This window comes from Roseixanthobacter liquoris, from assembly GCF_043195135.2.
Classification (GTDB): Bacteria; Pseudomonadota; Alphaproteobacteria; order Rhizobiales; family Xanthobacteraceae; genus NCEH01.
The window spans coordinates 4,079,314-4,095,987 of the sequence record NZ_CM195537.1 but is presented as its reverse complement, the minus strand read 5'-3'; the positions used below and the strand labels follow the sequence as shown (position 1 = coordinate 4,095,987).

Here is a 16,674-nt window from a genome sequence, read left to right as displayed (position 1 = left end):
GAAACGGGAGCCTCAGGCGCCGGCGCGGCGGCGGGAAGAGAACAGGCCCGGCGCCGGGCGCGGGCCGACGGCGGTTGGACTTGCGGGCAAAGAAAAGGCCCCGGTCTGCACCGGGGCCCGTCCGTCTGATGACCGTCGCGCGTGGCGCGGGCCGGATCAGTTGCTGTTGCGGTTGCCGAACAGCTGGAGCAGCATCATGAACATGTTGATGAAGTCCAGGTACAGCGTCAGCGCGCCCATGATGGCCTTCTTGCCGGCCACCACCGAATCGTCGCCCTCGAAATACATCTCCTTGATGCGCTGCGTGTCGTAGGCGGTGAGGCCCGCGAACACCAGCACACCCACCACGGACACGATGAACTGAAGCATCGTGGAGCCGAGGAAGACGTTCACCAGCGAGGCGATGATGATGCCGAACAGGCCCATCATCAGGAACGAGCCCATCGCCGAGAGGTCACGCTTGGTGGTGTAGCCCCACAGGCTCAGCGCGCCGAACGAGGCGGCGGTGATGAAGAACACCCGCACGATGCTCTCGTGCGTGTACACGAGGAAGATCGTGGCGAGCGATACGCCCACCAGGCCCGCATAGACCCAGAAGGTGGCCTGGGCGGCGCCCACGCTCATGCTCTGGATGCGGAAGCTGAGGAAGAACACCGCGGCGAGGGGGGCGAGCATCACCACCCACTTCAACGGGCTCACGAACAGGGCATAGCCGAACTTGGTCAGCATGATGCCGCCCGCCACCTGACCCGCCGCCTGGCTGGGATCGGTGGTCACCGACAGCATGAACACGCCCAGCGCGGCCAGGCCGGTGATGGCGAGGCCGAGGGTCATGTAATTGTAGACACTCAGCATATAGCTGCGGAGGCCCTGGTCGATCGCGGCCTCCGAGCGCGTCACCGTCGTTCCGTAACGCCCGGCGACGTTGCGATCATAATCGGACATCGTCATTCTCCACTTCGACCGCACGATCGGGGCGCAGCCTTCCGGCCGAGCCGCCCCAGCGGTTCACGGACAATATGGTGGGTTCAAAATGTGGCGGCAAGAGACCGTTTCATGAAATTTCCGCAACGTCACCTGCGCCCGCCATCCCGCTCCGAACCCTTTGCATGATAGCATGAGCGGAGCGGGCCGGGGCATAAATGCCCGCTGGCGGGGAGCAATTTCATGGGCGCTGGGGGGCGTCTTTCCGTTCGCGCGCTCGCGGGCGCGGCGCTGGCCGTCTTCGGGCTCGCCGGAGCGGCACAGCGCGCCTGCGCGGGCGCATGGACGCTGAAGGAATCCGGCGTCCAGGCCTATCTTCAATCCACCATGACGCGGGCCGACCACGCCTTCGACGGGTCCTCGAACCTCTATGCGGCCCAGACCTACGACAAGGTGTCCACCCAATTGTTCATGGAGGTGGGCGCCACCGACAACCTGACCCTGATCGTCGCGCCGGAGCTGCTCTCCATCTCGCTCGGCAGCCCGGCGGACACCTCCTATCTCGGTGCCGGCTATACCGATCTCGGCTGGCGAGTGAAGATCGCGCAGGGCGACGGCTTCGTGGCCTCGCTCCAGGCGGTGGCGCGGTTTCCCGGCGCCAAGCCGGGCGAGGGGCCGGCGGTGATCGGCTATGTGAATGGCGAGCTGGACCTGCGGGCGCTGGTGGGCTTCAACTTCGTGCTGTGGGGCCTGCCCGCCTTCCTGGATCTCGAACTCGCCCAGCGCCTGCGCTTCGGCGCGCCGCCTGACGAATGGCGGGCGGATGCCACCCTCGGGGTGCGCATCGCGCCGCGCTGGCTGGTTCTGGCCCAGTCCTTCAACGTGATGTCGGAAGGCGCAGGGGAGGCGCCCTATTTCGACGCCTCCTACGAATATTACAAGTTGCAGGTGGGCGTGATGTACGACGTCTCCGAGAGTTTTGCCGTGCAGGCGAGTGTGGTGACCACCTATTTCGCCCGCAACGCCTTGCAGGAGAACGGGCTCGTCCTCGCCGCCCTGTATCGCTACTGACCGCCGGCGGGCTTTTGCCCGCCGATCTTGGCGATGAACGCTTCCACCTGCGGCAGGATGCCGGAGACGATCCGCGCCACCCCCTGAGCGGTCGGGTGCAGCCCGTCGGGCAGGTTCAGGCTGCGGTCTCCCACGATGCCGTCGAGGAAAAAGGGATAAAGCGGCAGCCCGTATTGCGCGGCAAGGTCGGGATAGATGGAATCGAATTCGCGCCGGTAGGCCGAATCCATATTGGTCGAGGCGCGCATGCCGGCCAGCAGGACCGGAATGTCGCGGGCCTTGAGGCGGACGATGATCTCGCCCAGCGCCTGGCGCGGAATGTCCGGGTTGAGGCCGCGCAGCATGTCGTTGGCGCCCAGCTCCAGGATCACCCCGTCGGTGTCCTTCGGCACGCTCCAGTCCAGGCGGGCGAGCCCGCCGCTCGCGGTGTCGCCCGAGACGCCGGCATTGGCCACGCTGACGTCATAGCCCTTGGCGCGCAGGGCGGTTTCCAGCTGCGCCGCGAAGCTGTCTGCGCGCGGCAGGTTGTAGCCGGCGGTCAGGCTGTCGCCCAAGGCCACCAGCTTCACCGTCTTCGCCACGGCGGGCGCTGACGCAAACGTGACTGCGACCATAAGCGCGATCAGCCCTTTCCCCGACATGAATGACGTTCCATATGCCCCAAGCGCCGGACGCCGTCCGGCCGCGCGTCCCCGACGCGCCCATCCTTGCGCCGCCGCGCGCGCCATGCGGAGCCATGAAAAGCGCCCCGCCTGCTGCCGTGCGACGTGCGAACCGATCCGAGACCTCATGGATACTCACTCCTCTCCCGCGCCCGCCATCACGCTGACCGATGTGGATCTCTCGCTGGGCAGCGGGGCGGCGCGGGTGCATGTGCTGAAGAGCGTATCCCTTGCCATCGGCGCGGGCGAGACCGTGGGACTGGTCGGACCTTCGGGCTCTGGCAAATCGACGTTGCTCATGGTGATGGCGGGCCTCGAACGGGTGGACGGCGGGGAAGTGCGGGTGGCCGGCGAGGTGCTGACGGGGCGCGGCGAGGATGCGCTCGCGCGCTTCCGTGGTGCCCATGTGGGGATCGTGTTCCAATCCTTCCACCTCATCCCCACCATGACGGCGCTGGAAAACGTCGCCATCCCGCTGGAACTCGCCGGGCGCGCCGATGCCTTTGCTCGCGCGGCGGCGGAGCTGGAGGCGGTGGGGCTCGGTGGGCGGCTCTCCCATTACCCGTCCCAATTGTCGGGCGGCGAGCAGCAGCGCGTGGCGGTGGCCCGCGCGCTCGCGCCCCATCCCTCCATCCTCGTGGCCGATGAGCCGACCGGCAATCTGGACGAGGCCACGGGGCGGCAGATCATGGACCTGCTGTTCGCGGCCCATCTGGCGCGCGGCACCACGCTGGTTCTGGTCACCCACGACGCGGCCCTGGCCGCGCGCTGCGGGCGCACCGTGCGCCTGCGCTCGGGCCGGATCGAGGCCGACAGCGCGCAGTCCAAGGTGCCGGCATGAGCGCCGAAATGCTGGCGAAAGCGGCGTCCCGCCTGCCCGTCAGCCTGCGGCTGGCGCTGCGCGAATTGCGCGGCGCACGGCGCGGCTTCGGCATTTTCCTCGCCTGCCTGGCCTTGGGCGTCATGGCCATCGCCGGCATCGGCTCGTTCGCGGGCGCGCTGACGGACGGGCTCGCCCGTGAAGGGCGCGCCATCCTGGGCGGAGACGCCGGCTTCACCCTGATCCAGCGCGAAGCGAGTGCGCAGGAACAGGCGTTGATGGGCGCGGGCGGCCAAGTGGGGCAGGTGGCCTTCCTGCGCGCCATGGCCCGCACCGCCGAGGGCGATGCCACCCTGGTGGAGCTGAAGGCGGTGGACGCCACCTATCCCATGGTGGGGGCGGTGGAAACCGACCCGGCCGCGCCTTTGGCCGATCTCCTGGCGGAGCGCGCGGGCACATTCGGCGCGCTGGCGGACGAGACGCTGATGTCGCGCCTTTCGCTCAAGATCGGGGATGTCCTGACCGTGGGCGAAGCAAAATTCCAGATCCGCGCGGTGCTGGTCACCGAGCCGGACCGCCTGTCCGCCGGGGTCGGCTTCGGCCCGCGCCTGCTGGTCTCGGCGGCGGCGCTCCCCGCCACCCAGTTGATCCAGCCCGGCAGCCTGGTGCGCTGGAGCTATCGGGTGCTGCTGAGCGACCCCTCCTCGGCGGCGCTCGACGCCTTCACCAAGAGCGTGCGCGAGGGGGCGCCCGAGGCGGGGTTCGAGGTGCGGACCCGCGACGCCGCATCCCCACAATTGGAACGCAACGTCCGCCGCATCAGCCAATATCTCACTTTGGTCGGGCTCACCGCCTTGCTGGTGGGCGGGGTGGGCGTCGCCAATGCGGTGGCGAGCCACCTTGCCACCAAGCGCACCGTGATCGCGACCCTGAAGGCGCTCGGCGCCACCCGCGCCACGATCTTCGGCACCTATTTCTTCGAGGTGGCGATCCTCGCGGCGATCGGCATCGCCATCGGCCTTGCCTTGGGTGCCGCGCTGCCGTTCGTCGCCACGGCGGCCATATCGAGCCTCATCCCGTTTCCCCTGGCCCCGCATCTCGATCCGCTGGCGCTGGTGATGGCGGCGCTCTATGGCACCCTGGTCACGCTGGCCTTCACCTTGTGGCCTTTGGCGCGAGCGCAGGAGGCGCCGGTCTCCACCTTGTTCCGCGATGCGCTGGGACAGGAGCATCGCCGCCCGCAATGGCTCTATGCGGGCCTGTGCGCGCTGGCCATGGTTGCGCTCGCCGCTCTTGCCGTGCTGACGGCCGAGGACAAGCGCGCGGCCTTGATCTTCCTCGGCGCGGCGGCGTGCGTGTTCGGCCTGCTGCGGCTGGTGGCGATGGGCATCATGGCGCTGGCCGCGCGCCTGCCGCGCCCGCGCAACACCATGGCGCGGCTCGCGCTCGCCAATATCCACCGGCCCGGCGCGCTCACGCCCACCGTGGTGCTGTCGCTCGGGCTCGGCCTGTCCCTACTGACCGCCATCGCGCTGATCGACCGCAGCCTGACGCAGGAGATTTCCGGCTCGCTCTCGCAGAAGGCGCCGAGCTTCTTCTTCGTGGACGTGCCGAGCGCGGATGCGCAGGAATTCGCCGCCTTCATTGCCGCCCGCGCGCCCGGCGCCACCTATCGCGCGGTGCCCATGCTGCGCGGGCGCATTCTCGCCCTCAATGACGTGCCGGCCGAGCAGGTGAAGCCCTCCGCCGATGCCGCCTGGGTGTTGCAGAGTGATCGCGGCATTTCCACCGAAGCCACGGTGCCGGAAGGCTCCAAGGTGGTGGAGGGCCAATGGTGGGGTCCCAATGAAACCGAGCCGCTGGTTTCCTTCGACAAGAAGCTCGCGCAAGGGCTTGGGCTGAAGCTCGGCGATACGGTGACGGTGAGCGTGCTCGGCCGGGCGATCACCGCCCGCATCTCCAACCTGCGGGAAATCAAATGGGAGCGGCTGGGCATCAATTTCGTCATGGTGTTCTCGCCCGCGACCTTCGCCGGCGCGCCCCACACCCTGCTCGCCACGCTGACCTTTCCCGACGGTGCCGACGCCGCGCGTGAAATCCCCTTGCTGCGGGAGATGGCGCGCGCTTATCCCGCCATCACCACCATTCGGGTGAAGGAGGCGCTGGAGCAGGCCAACAAGATGGTGGGCGACCTCGCCTTCGGCATCCGCATCGCGTCGCTGGTGACGCTGCTCACCTCCGTCCTGGTGTTGGCCGGTGCCTTGGCGGCGGGGCACCAGCACCGGGTGTATGACGCGGTGATCCTGAAGACGCTCGGCGCCACGCGCACCCGCCTGATCCTCGCCTATGGGCTTGAATATGCCGGGCTCGGCCTTGTGACAGCCCTGTTCGCCATCGCCGCCGGCGCGCTCGCCGCCTATGGGGTGGTGACGCGGGTGATGGAGATCGGCTTTTCCTTCGCCCCCGGCGCGGCAGCGGGGGCGATGGGGCTGGCGCTGGTGTTCACCCTCGGCTTCGGTCTGCTCGGCACCTGGCGGGCGCTGAGCGAAAAGCCGGTGCGTGTGCTGCGGCACTTGTAAGCGGTGGCCGGCTGCGCGGGTGGCGAGATGGGTCATTGACGTCTACAGCCCCTACATCATGGCCTATCTTGAGCCGCCGAAGACCTTGGCGGAACTTCATGCGGCTGTGAAAACACCCGCGGCGGGAACCGACTTGCATCATATTGTCGAGCAGACGGCGGCGGCCGAAGCTGGCTTTCCACCGGAGATGATTGAGCGGCCGGAAAATCTTGTGCGGATTTCAAGGCTGAAGCATTGGGAGATAACGTCATGGTATCAAAGTAAAAATGAAGAATATGGAGGTCTTTCACCACGCGGATTTTTGAAGGATAAAAGTTGGGCTGAGCGACAGAGGGTTGGCCCCGAAGCTCTCGTTGATCATGGGGTTCTAAAGCCATGAAGAAGCGGCTGTTAAACGAAATGCAGACGAATGAGCTAGTCGATGCCTATGCTCAGATCGGCATGTTGCAATATTCAGCTTCGGATGATGGTGAAATAAATAAATATAATCGCCTTTATGAGGAAAAGAGAGAAATAGAGGAAGAGATGAAGTCGCGTCCAGGAGATGAAAGGCGTGCCCTGATGGTGCTTTACGGCTACCCAAACATGCAGGTGCGCTTGAACGCCGCCACTGCAACGCTCGCAGTTGAGCCGCAAGCGGCGCGTCGGTTATTAGAGGAAATCTATGCCTCAGGCTGGCCGCCGCAAGCCGGAGCTGCGGGGATGCGATTGAGACGCCTCGATGATGGAACTTTTAAGCCGAAATAGTCCGAGCGGGGTAGCGCTAACCTCGTCGAGCAGACGGCGGCGGCCGAAGCTGGCTTTCGACCGGAGATGATCGAGGGGCCGGAAAATCTGGTGCGGATTTCAAGGCTGAAGCATTGGGAGATCAGCGCATGGTATCGAAGGCCGAATGGTGATTTTGGGATCCTCTCCCCGCGCCAATACCTGAATGACAAGGATTGGGCTGAGCGCCAGCGGGTCGGCACAAAGGCGCTCGTAAAGCATGGGGTTCTGACGCCATGAAAAAGCAAGATTTGAGCAAAATATCTACAAAAGAACTTGTGGAGGCTTACATTAAAATTGGTCTTTATCAATATAAATTGGATGCCGATGAAATCGGTAAATACAATCGTTCGTATCTCAAAAAAAGGGCAATAGAGAGCGAGTTGAAGGCGCGTCCCGGCGATCAGCGGCGCGCGCTCATGGCGCTGTACGACTACCCGAACATGCAGGTCCGCCTGAACGCGGCGACGGCGACCCTTGCCGTTGCGCCAGCGGAGGCGCGCCGATTGCTTCAGGACATTCACGCATCTGGCTGGCCGCCGCAGTGTTACCAAGCGGGATCGCTAGTCAGAGGGCTCGACGATGGAACTTTTAAACCGACATAGACCGAGCCCCGGTAGCTCGCCCTTGTCGCGACGGCCGCAGCCGCAGCGGGCTATCCCCGGGCGATGATCGATGGGCGGGAAAATCTGGTGCGAATTTCCCGGTTGAAGCATTGGGAGATCAGCGCGTGGTATCAAAGAGGAAATGATTATTATGGAGGTGTCTCGCCGCGCCAATACCTGAAGGACAAGTATTGGGCTGAGCACCAGCGGGTCGGCATAGAAGCTCTCGTGGAGTATGGGATTCTGAAGCCATGAAAAAGCAAGATTTGAGCAAAATGTCTATAAAAGAACTTGTGGAATTTTACATTAAAATTTGTATTTATCAATATAAATTGGATACCGATGAAATCGGTAAATACAATCAGTCGTACCTCAAAAAAAGGGCAATAGAGAGTGAGCTGAAATCACGCCCCGGTGATCAGCGGCGCGCGCTCATGGCGCTGTACGACTACCCGAACATGCAGGTCCGCCTGAACGCGGCGACGGCGACCCTTGCCGTTGCGCCAGAGGCGGCGCGCGGTTTGCTCGAGGATATTCGCGCGTCTGGCTGGCAACCGCAAGCGTTCGAAGCCGGAATGGGATTGCGGCGACTCGATGAGGGAACGTTCAAGCCGACATAGGCCGTGCAGGGTAGCTCGCCCTTGTCGCGACGGCCGCAGCCGCAGCGGGCTATCCCCGGGCGATGATCGAGGGGCCGGAAAATCTCGTGCAGATTTCAAGGCTGAAGCATTGGGAGGGGACGCCGTGCATCCGGGCCGGGATTGAGCCACTCGGGAGGCCAGCGGTTTACCTGGTCCATGGGGCGGCATAGTCTGCTGGCGGAAAATGTCTTCCGCTTCTTCCAAGAATCAATTGGCTATTGTCACCGTGACTGAAAAAGAAACACGTCCGCGGGACCGATTTTTTAAGGTTTGCGCCGTCATTGCCATGATGTGGGGTTGCATTTCCGCATTGGTCCCCTTGGCGCCGATCTTCCCGATTGCAACCCTCGGAGGCGGATGGCAGTTCGGGATGAACGTGGCAGCGAGCCAAGGTCTCGTCGGCCGGCCGTTAACGTTCTCCTTCGGGCCTTTTGCCCCGATATACACCGCGCTGTACTTGCCGGAAACCGACGGATTGGCGGTCTCTGGGGGAGTGCTGCTGGCGGTGACGGCCATGGGCGCGCTGCTCGCGCTGGTCGGCCCGGGCGCATGGCTGCCTGCGGTGGGATTCGCGCTGTTCCTGCCGTTGGTGGACAAGGATCCGCAGCTGATGGCGGTGCCGCTGCTGGCCTTGCTGCTCGCCTATCGACTCGTTGCTTCGCCCACGATGCCTGCGCAGAATTGGCGGCAAATGGTTCTGCCTCTGATGATGCCGGCGCTCGCGATCCTGGTGCTGGTGAAGGGCACCTCCGCCATGTCGGCACTCTGCATGGTTCTTCTCTCGACCGTGATGGTGGCACGGGCGGGAAAATGGCGCCTCGCCGTGGCCTGTCTCGCCCTGTTCACAGTGAGTATTCCGATTTTCTGGATGATCAGTTACCAGGAAATTTCCGCTTTGGCGGATTATTTTATTTCCGCGTGGTACATCATCTCCGGCTATTCCGATGCCATGTCTGTGCTGGGGCCATATTGGCATGTTGTTGTAGTCCTCGCGGCATGTGCATTTCTTTGCATTCGGCAATTGCGCCACCTCAGCGACGGAGGGGCGGGCAAGCTCTTGGTGCTGGGCATGGCTCTGCTGTTGTTCTTCGGATACAAAGAGGGGGTCGTGCGGCAAGGCGGGCGCCACCCCTCGGCGGCGGCAGGCATGGCGATCCTGGTCTGCTGGGCCGGGCTGATGTTGGCCGTGCCCGGCCGGGCACGGCTCAGTTTCGGCGTGACGTTCGCCTGCTGGCTGGCGATCACACTCGCGTGGAAGCCCGCAGCAGAAATATTGCTGCCTTTCTATCGCGCCGGGGAAGGTTTTTATGCGCGGCTTGTCCAATCTGGAAGTCTGGATGCGCAATACTTGGACAGCCTGGAAAAAATCCGGGCCGCAGTTCCGTTGCCCGCTCTGAAGGGGCCGACGGACGCCTATTCCTTCACGCAAGCGGCCCTCCTCGCGGCGGGGCTTGAATGGCGGCCACGCCCGGTACTTCAAAGCTATTCGGCCTATACGCCCGAATTGTTGCGGAAGGATGCGGATCATTTGACCGGGCCCCGGGCGCCACGCAATATCATCTTCTCCGTTCAACCAATTGATGGCCGCCTTCCCATGCTGGAGGACGGGAATAGCTGGCCCCTGCTGCTGAGCCTCTACCGCCCCCTCCAGTTCCTGCATCTGGCGCCCTATGGAACGGATGCCGTGATCATGGAACGCCGCGCCGCGCCGGGCAGCTTCAATCTGGAGGCCCTGGGCGAGGAGAGTGTGAGTTTTGGACAAAGAGTGGACCTGCCGCAGGATGCGGGGGCGGCGATTTGGGCGGAGATCGAAATGAGCCCATCGTTCTTGGGCAAGATCTGGGGAATACTTTATAAATCCCCGCGTCTCTTCATCACCTATCATTTCCCTGACGGGACCGAGCGCGCGTTTCGATACATCTACCGGATGGGGGAGACGGGTTTCGTCATCTCGCCGGTTGTCGGCGGTGCGTCAGAATTCGCCACGTTGCCCAAGGGGGCGCCCGGTGCGCCCCGCCCGCTGTCCGTCAGCATCCGGTCCGAGGGGTTTTCGGATTGGCTGTGGCGGCCGCTTTATCGCATGCGCCTATACCGGCTGGCATTTTCGGAGACCGGAAGCGGTCTTTGATCGTGTCTCACAAGGGGCGGGCGCAAAGCGCAGCGGGAGGGTCGCGTCACGGGTCGCTTGCCGCGACGGCTCTGGCGTAATCGATATCTTCTTGTCGAAAAACACTCAGATCCTGCGATTTATGCCGCCCTATAGTGTCGGCGGGGACCACGATTCCAGCCGCATCCGCCGCTCGCGCCGGATCGCTTTCCCCACAGAAATGGAGGATTTCAGCGATGATTTCCTTCGGCCGGACGGCGAGCGCCTCGTAGCTGATGATCAAGATGCGGTCTGGATAGCTCGTCTTCAGTTTTCTCACGCGCCGCTCCACGGCGACCCAGTATGACAAGGCGTCCCCGGGGCCCAGCACCACCGGCCGGTCCAGGAAAATCGATCCCCAAAGCCGCAGCTGGGTCAGATTGGCGCTGTACGCCATGTCGAGGCCGCCGCGGGTGATGTGGATGTAACGCAGCGCGGGGTCGATATTCAGGAGGCGGTCAATCACGACGTGGGTATTGGGCTCCTTCCACGCCAATTTATCGACGGCGCCTTGGCGTTCCTTCAGGAAGGAGTGCCTGCGTGCCGTCAGCCAGTCAGCATCGTGGACGATCCGATCTTGGCTCGAAAGCCCTGCGAGCACGTCCTTGATTTCATCGGATCGCAAATTTCCGTGCCACATCCTGTGGTAGAAATTTACGTATAAGAAATTGATCGTATCAAGGTCTTCTACCAGAATGGAGCGTCGCTTAAAGAAAAGCGTAAACCACAGGTTGTCCATTTCGTCATTTAAATCTTCCCCAACGAAATAGCCGCAAGAATTCAGTATTTTTGCAACCACGCGCGAGCCACTGCCGCCAATGCATCCAACGGAAATGGTATTTTTTGACATGGAGGCGTTCCTTCCGGCGCCGGATCGTCCCGTTTGCGGTGCGAGGCGGGTCACGGCCGCGAAGAGGTCAATGGTTCAAGCAACGTGTCGCCCCGGCAGGAAGCGGTCCCTGATATGCAGCGCGCGGATCTTCGGCGTTCGGGTGTCAATCCGGTGTTCATGGCTACTCGTGCGGCTATTCCGAAAAGGGAGGTGAGGGCTCCAGACGCGCCCCGGCGGGAGCGACAGCCTTTCATGGTGCAGCCGGTTTCTCCCAACATGCAAGTTTTGACAGGATGCGGCGCCCGTAACGGGCGCTGCCGCGGCTCCGGGGCCCGCGCGGCTCGAAGCAATCGAAGCCGGGACGGCAGGCCATGCCGAAGATCCGGGAATGCGATTGTTGGTCGCGGGCAGGGGATTTTATCCAACATAGTTGCCGGCCCGGCTGCTTTTCGTCAGATGGCCGCCGGCCTCACGGTCCGCCCCTGCTTGAAACCGTGGCTCTGCCGTGCGAGCACGAAAGCCGGGTCGTGCGCGCGGAGGCTCCGCCGCCCCGGACATGGAAAAAGCGGGACAGACGGATGGGCACGGCGGATCTCGGCATCGGCGAAGGCAAGATCTTGGAGGCGCATCCCCTGCGTGCGGCGGTGCTGGGAGAATTGCATGCCCGCCCCTTCTTCCCCGTGGAGACGCCGCGCCGCTTCCTGCATGTGGCCTTCCTTACCGATCCCGCGAATGCGCAGGCCGCGCGCGCCGCGGTGAACGACCTGTGCATCGCGCGCGGCGTGCAGGGGCCGGCGCCGGGCGCCAAGCATCATCGCGTCTCGTTCGGCGGGGCCACGCTGCGCTGGGAGAGCCACGCGGAATTCTCCACCTATACCTGGGATTTCCCCTCCACCGAGCTGGGTCCGGGCGTGCTGCCCTTCCACCCGCCCGCGCTGGCGCTGTCGGGGCCGCTGACGCAGATCCCGGCGCCCGGGCCGCTGCTGGTGGCCGTGGACCTGCACCTTGCCACCGACACGGCAGAGGATCTGCAACTCGATGCAGTGTTTGACCGCGCGAGCTTGGCCCGCTCGGACGTGGTGAACAATGCGGCCGAGATCGTCACCGATTTCAAGCCGGATCCCTCGGGTTTCGTGCGCATTCTGGTGCGCGACCGGGGGCTCGGGGCGGAGGGGGCCGGCGCGCTGGTGCAGCGGGTGCTGGAGATCGAGACCTATCGCCTGCTCGCCCTGCTCGGCCTGCCGGAGGCCCAGCGCCTCGCGCCGCAGATCGGCAAGATCGAGGCTCGCCTTGCCCAGGCGACCAACGAGATGCGCCAGTCCGAGGGGCTTGCCGCCAATAACGCCCTGCTTGATGAATTGGTCGCGCTCGCCGCCGAACTGGAGGCGGGCGCCACCGCCTCCCTGTTCCGCTTCGGTGCCAGCCGCGCCTATTCGGAAATCGTGCGCCTGCGCCTCGCCACCATTCACGAGGAGCCGGTCGCCGGCTTTCCCACCTGGCAGCAATTCCTGGAACGGCGGATGGCGCCCGCCATGCGGACCTGCCTGTCGGTGGAAGAGCGCCAGTCGAACATTTCCGCCAAGCTCGCCCGCGCCGCCGATCTCCTGCGCACCCGTGTCGACGTGGAACTGGAGCAGCAGAACCGCGACCTGCTCACCTCCATGAACGAGCGCACCCGCCTGCAATTGCGTTTGCAGCGCACGGTGGAAGGGCTCTCGGTGGCGGCGATCTCTTATTATGTGGTCAGCCTCGTCCATCTGCTTGCGGAGGGGCTGCACGACGGTCATCTCGATGCGGCGGTCGGGCTGGAACTGGAGCCGGGCCTGGTCACCGCGCTCGCCGTGCCGGTCGCGGTGCTGGCGGTGTGGTCGTTGGTGCGCCGCATCCGCCTCTCCCACGGCGACCACGACTGACGGCGGCCGCCCCCGCCTCCGGCGACGGGACCGGGCGGGCTTGCCCGGCGCTGCGCTCAGGCCGATTTGCGGAAGATGTGGGTTTCGATCTCATCGCCGGCCGCGCCCACCAGGCCGGCGGGATCGGTGGCGATCTCAAGGTCGCCCTCATCCACCATGCCCGGCGCGACCACGGGTTCCGCCGCGCCGCGGCGCGGGCGCAGCAGCACGAAGCAGAGCAGGGCGATGGTCGCCATGCCCGGCACCACCAGCATCAGCGCCACGGCGGGATCGCCGAAGGTGCTCGCCACCAGGGAACCCACGAACCCGCCGCCGATCTGCATGAAGCCCATCAGCGCGGCCGCCGAGCCGGCCATGGTGGGAAAGCCTGCGAGCCCGAGGGTGGTTGAGCCTGGCAAGAGCATCGCCACGCCGAAGGCCCAAAGGGCCACCGGCCCCATGACGCCGAGAAAGGCATGGGGGAACAGGGGCGGCACCACCACAAGCCCGGCCGCTGCGACCAGCGCGCAGCCGAGCCCGATGGGAATGAGGTGGACCGCGTCGATCTTCTTCATCAGCCGCCCGGCAACGATGGTGCCCAGCATATAGGCGCCGGTCTGGCAGATCATCGCGAAGCCGAACTGGGTCGGCGACAAGCCGATCTTTTCGATCAGGACGAACGGCAGGATGGCGGCGAGCGTATAGATGCCGCCGAGCGTGAAGCCGATCAGCAGGCTCATGCGCATGAAGCCGCGATCGAGCAGCAAGGTCCGGTAATTGGCGAACACGCGGCCGGGCCGTGCCTGGGCGGGATCGGGCCGGTGATTGGTTTCCGGCACGGCGAAGGCCAGCAGCCCCACCACCAGGATGCCGTAGCCCACCATCACGAAGAAGATCGGGTGCCAGCCGAACGTCACCAGGATCGCGCCGCCCACGGTGGGCGCCAGCGCCGGGCCGATGGCGAGCATGGTGCCGATGAGATTAAGGATGCGCGCGGAGGCCTGGCCGGTGAACTGGTCGCGCACGATGGCGCGGGAGATGGCGGGGCCGGCGGCCACCCCGATGCCCTGGAGCCCGCGTCCCACGACCAGCCACACCATGTCCGGTGCAAAGGCCGCCACGAGGCTTCCCGCCACATAGACCGCAAAGAAGCCGAGCGCGGCGGGGCGCCGGCCGAACGCATCGGAGAGCGGGCCGCACAGCAATTGGGAAAAGGCGAAGCCGCAGAAATAGACGCTCAGCGTCAGCTTCATGGCGGAGGGCGTCGAGTTGAACGCGTGCACCAGCGCCGGCAAGGCGGGCGTATAGAGCGACATGGACAGCGGTCCGATCACGACGATCAGGGCGCCGATGATGGCGGTGCGGTTCTGCGACATGACGGGGGTCATTGCGCGTCATCCTTGGCGGAAAGGCAGAGATTGGTGCGGATCTGTTCGAGGGCCTTGCGGAAGGTGTCCTTCTCGGCCTCGGACAGGCCTTCGAGCGCGCCGACGCGCACCCGGGCGGCGGCAGCCAGCACGGACGCGAGAATGGCGTCCGCCGCCGGCGTGAGATTGACCGTCTTGGCCCGGCGGTCGCTCGGATCCGGGGTGCGGGAGATCAGCCCCTGGACTTCCAGCTTGTCGAGGAAGCCGACGAGGGTCATGGGCTCCACGTTCATGCGCACCGCCAGCGCGGTCTGGCGCAGGCCCGGATGCAGATTGGCATAGACCAGGGTGCGCGCTTCGCCGGCGGTGAGCCCGAGGCCGGTCTGTTCGAACGCGCGGTCGATGCTGGCGCGATACAGGCGCGCCGCGTCCACGAGCAGGAATCCGAGGGGTGTTTCGGTCATGATATGGGCTACTTAATATAAGTCTGACTTATAATCTAGGGGCCGCGGGTGGTGCCCGGGTGCTTTTGTTCGGCTGAACCGCGCGCGAGCCTCGCGAAAGCCTTGTGCCTTATTCGAAAGCCGCTAACGCAGAGCCTGTGCCGGGTTCATCCTTGCCCCCCGCTCGGCAGTGTGACGCGAGACGAATGAAGGATGGTTGGCGTGTTTCATCGGTTGCGCCTGCGACTGCAGCATTTACAGGATCGCATGACGATAGGTCAGCAGATGGCCTTCGCCATGGCGATGATCGGCCTTGTGACCCTGACCGCCGTCGCGCTTGCGAGTGCCGGCGTGAGCCGGCGCGGTCTCGCCGCGCATCTGAAGGCGGAGATGGCGGCCAAGGCGAGCTCCCTTGCGGAGCGCATCGACCTGGATCTGTCCGAGCGTTACGGCGATATCCTCCAGATCGCGGAAATGCGCCCCTTGAACCACATCTGGCAGGACAGCCCGGACGAGGTGCGCGACGTCATCGAGCAACTGAAGGTATCGCGCCCGCGGTACGTCTGGATCGGTTTTGCCGATCCCAACGGCATTGTTCTGGCTTCCACCGGCCGCGTGCTGGAAGGCACGTCCGTTCTCTCGCGCGATTGGTTTCGCAACGGCCTGAACGTTCCCACCGTGGGCGATGCGGACGAGGCGGGTCTTCTCGCCCACCTGCTGGCCTTGCCGCAGGCCGGCAGTGCGACGCGCTTCGTTGACATTTCCCTGCCCGTCTATTCACCCGAGAACCGCATCCTCGGCACCATCGGGGCGCATCTGAACCTCAACTGGTCCGAGTTGCTGAACGATATCGCGCCGAAGGAGGGGGCGACGCAGGCCTGGCTGATCGGACGCGACGGCCGGGTGCTGCTCGGCAAATCCTCGAACCCGCAACCGTTCTCGGACGAGGTCATCGCCTCGATGATGGACCAGCGCAGCGGCGCATTCGTCGACACCAGCGATGGACACCGCGTGCTCACCGGCTTTTCCGTCACCGGGCGCACGGGCGATTATCCGGGCCTCGGCTGGATCGTGGTCACGCGCCAGGACGCCGCCGTGGCATTCGCCGACGCGACCCGCCTTGGCCTCACCATTCTCGGCATCGGCCTCCTGGCCCTGCCTGTGACGTTTCTGGGGGCCTATTGGTTCGCGCGGAAAATTTCTCTGCCGCTGGTGACGCTGACGCAGGCCGCCGCGCAGATCGGCCGAGATCCGCGCGCCACCAACCTGCCGCACCAGCGCGGCAGCCTGGAAGTCATTCAATTGACCGGTTCCCTGCGGGCGCTTCTGCGTCGGCTCGGCATGGTGGAGGCGCAGATCATGCGCACGGCCGAGCAGTATCAGCAGGATATGGAAGAGCTGCGCCAGCTTGCCGATACCGATCCGCTCACGGGCCTGCTCAACCGCCGGTCCTTCCTCACCGTCGCCGATGCGGCGCTGAACGGCACGCGCACCAGCGACGGGCTCGGCATTCTGATGGCGGATATCGATCATTTCAAAGCCGTCAACGACGTCTATGGGCATCCCGCCGGAGACGCCGTGATCCGCTCCGTCGCGGCCTCCATCGGCGCCGCGTTGCGCCAGCACGATCGCGTGGCACGCTTCGGCGGCGAGGAATTCGTGGTCCTGCTGCTGAATGTGGACCGCGCCGGCATGATGGCGCTCGCCGAGCGCATGCGCAGCTCCATCGGCTCCAGCCGGGTGCAGGTCGAAGGGCGCGAGATCGCGGTAACGGTCAGCTTCGGTGCCGCCCTGGCGCAGCCGGGCGACCGGGACGTGGACGAGGTGATCGAACGCGCCGACCTCGCGCTATATTCGGCCAAGAACTCCGGCCGCAACTGCGTCGCGGTCGCGGACCGCAAGCCCAATCCCCGCGTCGCCTGAGCGC

General features: G+C 64.9%; 15 protein-coding genes. 10 read left to right on the top strand and 5 right to left on the bottom strand.

The window, feature by feature from the left end:
- Window positions 1–156: 156 nt before the first annotated feature.
- Window positions 157–945: a Bax inhibitor-1/YccA family protein gene (locus V5F84_RS18430; protein WP_394041575.1), complete on the bottom strand. Its 789-nt coding sequence runs from the start codon at window positions 943–945 to the stop codon at window positions 157–159.
- Window positions 946–1,167: 222 nt separating this feature from the next.
- On the opposite strand from V5F84_RS18430, the gene V5F84_RS18425 reads away from it, so the two are divergent.
- Window positions 1,168–1,995: a hypothetical protein gene (locus tag V5F84_RS18425; protein ID WP_394041574.1), complete on the top strand. Its 828-nt coding sequence runs from the start codon at window positions 1,168–1,170 to the stop codon at window positions 1,993–1,995.
- On the opposite strand, the gene V5F84_RS18420 is transcribed toward V5F84_RS18425, so the two are convergent.
- Window positions 1,989–2,636: an arylesterase gene (locus tag V5F84_RS18420; protein ID WP_394041573.1), complete on the bottom strand. Its 648-nt coding sequence runs from the start codon at window positions 2,634–2,636 to the stop codon at window positions 1,989–1,991. The genes V5F84_RS18425 and V5F84_RS18420 overlap by 7 nt on opposite strands.
- 148 nt (window positions 2,637–2,784) lie before the next feature.
- On the opposite strand from V5F84_RS18420, the gene V5F84_RS18415 reads away from it, so the two are divergent.
- The 7 genes from V5F84_RS18415 to V5F84_RS18385 all read left to right on the top strand — a co-directional run bounded on the left by V5F84_RS18415 (window position 2,785) and on the right by V5F84_RS18385 (window position 10,195).
- Window positions 2,785–3,498 (top strand): ABC transporter ATP-binding protein, encoded by a 714-nt coding sequence (locus tag V5F84_RS18415; protein ID WP_394041572.1) that lies wholly within the window; start codon window positions 2,785–2,787, stop codon window positions 3,496–3,498.
- Window positions 3,495–6,056 (top strand): ABC transporter permease, encoded by a 2,562-nt coding sequence (locus V5F84_RS18410; protein WP_394041571.1) that lies wholly within the window; start codon window positions 3,495–3,497, stop codon window positions 6,054–6,056. Before V5F84_RS18415 ends, V5F84_RS18410 begins: the two co-directional genes overlap by 4 nt.
- Before the next feature lie 58 nt (window positions 6,057–6,114).
- Window positions 6,115–6,435, top strand: coding sequence for a hypothetical protein (locus tag V5F84_RS18405; RefSeq protein ID WP_394041570.1), 321 nt, complete (start codon window positions 6,115–6,117; stop codon window positions 6,433–6,435).
- On the top strand, window positions 6,432–6,803 hold the full coding sequence (locus tag V5F84_RS18400) for a DUF2019 domain-containing protein (protein ID WP_394041569.1): 372 nt from the start codon (window positions 6,432–6,434) through the stop codon (window positions 6,801–6,803). The genes V5F84_RS18405 and V5F84_RS18400 overlap by 4 nt, the downstream gene beginning before the upstream one ends.
- 254 nt (window positions 6,804–7,057) lie before the next feature.
- Window positions 7,058–7,426, top strand: coding sequence for a DUF2019 domain-containing protein (locus V5F84_RS18395; RefSeq protein ID WP_394041568.1), 369 nt, complete (start codon window positions 7,058–7,060; stop codon window positions 7,424–7,426).
- 251 nt (window positions 7,427–7,677) lie between these two features.
- Window positions 7,678–8,046, top strand: a complete 369-nt coding sequence (locus V5F84_RS18390; RefSeq protein ID WP_394041567.1) for a DUF2019 domain-containing protein — start codon at window positions 7,678–7,680, stop codon at window positions 8,044–8,046.
- A gap of 205 nt (window positions 8,047–8,251) precedes the next feature.
- Window positions 8,252–10,195: a hypothetical protein gene (locus tag V5F84_RS18385; protein WP_394041566.1), complete on the top strand. Its 1,944-nt coding sequence runs from the start codon at window positions 8,252–8,254 to the stop codon at window positions 10,193–10,195.
- 46 nt (window positions 10,196–10,241) lie between these two features.
- Here V5F84_RS18385 and V5F84_RS18380 read toward each other — a convergent pair whose 3' ends face one another.
- A complete protein-coding gene (locus V5F84_RS18380; protein WP_394041565.1) occupies window positions 10,242–11,063 on the bottom strand; it encodes a sulfotransferase in 822 nt (273 codons plus the stop codon).
- Window positions 11,064–11,623: 560 nt separating this feature from the next.
- On the opposite strand from V5F84_RS18380, the gene V5F84_RS18375 reads away from it, so the two are divergent.
- On the top strand, window positions 11,624–12,958 hold the full coding sequence (locus V5F84_RS18375) for a DUF3422 family protein (RefSeq protein ID WP_394041564.1): 1,335 nt from the start codon (window positions 11,624–11,626) through the stop codon (window positions 12,956–12,958).
- Between the two features lie 56 nt (window positions 12,959–13,014).
- On the opposite strand, the gene V5F84_RS18370 is transcribed toward V5F84_RS18375, so the two are convergent.
- Complete coding sequence (locus V5F84_RS18370) at window positions 13,015–14,325, bottom strand: multidrug effflux MFS transporter (protein ID WP_394041563.1); 1,311 nt, start codon at window positions 14,323–14,325, stop codon at window positions 13,015–13,017.
- Window positions 14,322–14,768: a MarR family winged helix-turn-helix transcriptional regulator gene (locus V5F84_RS18365; RefSeq protein WP_394041562.1), complete on the bottom strand. Its 447-nt coding sequence runs from the start codon at window positions 14,766–14,768 to the stop codon at window positions 14,322–14,324. Before V5F84_RS18365 ends, V5F84_RS18370 begins: the two co-directional genes overlap by 4 nt.
- Window positions 14,769–15,014: 246 nt before the next feature.
- Between V5F84_RS18365 and V5F84_RS18360 the strand changes: the two genes are divergently transcribed.
- A complete protein-coding gene (locus V5F84_RS18360) occupies window positions 15,015–16,670 on the top strand; it encodes a sensor domain-containing diguanylate cyclase (protein WP_394041561.1) in 1,656 nt (551 codons plus the stop codon).
- Window positions 16,671–16,674 lie beyond the last annotated feature (4 nt).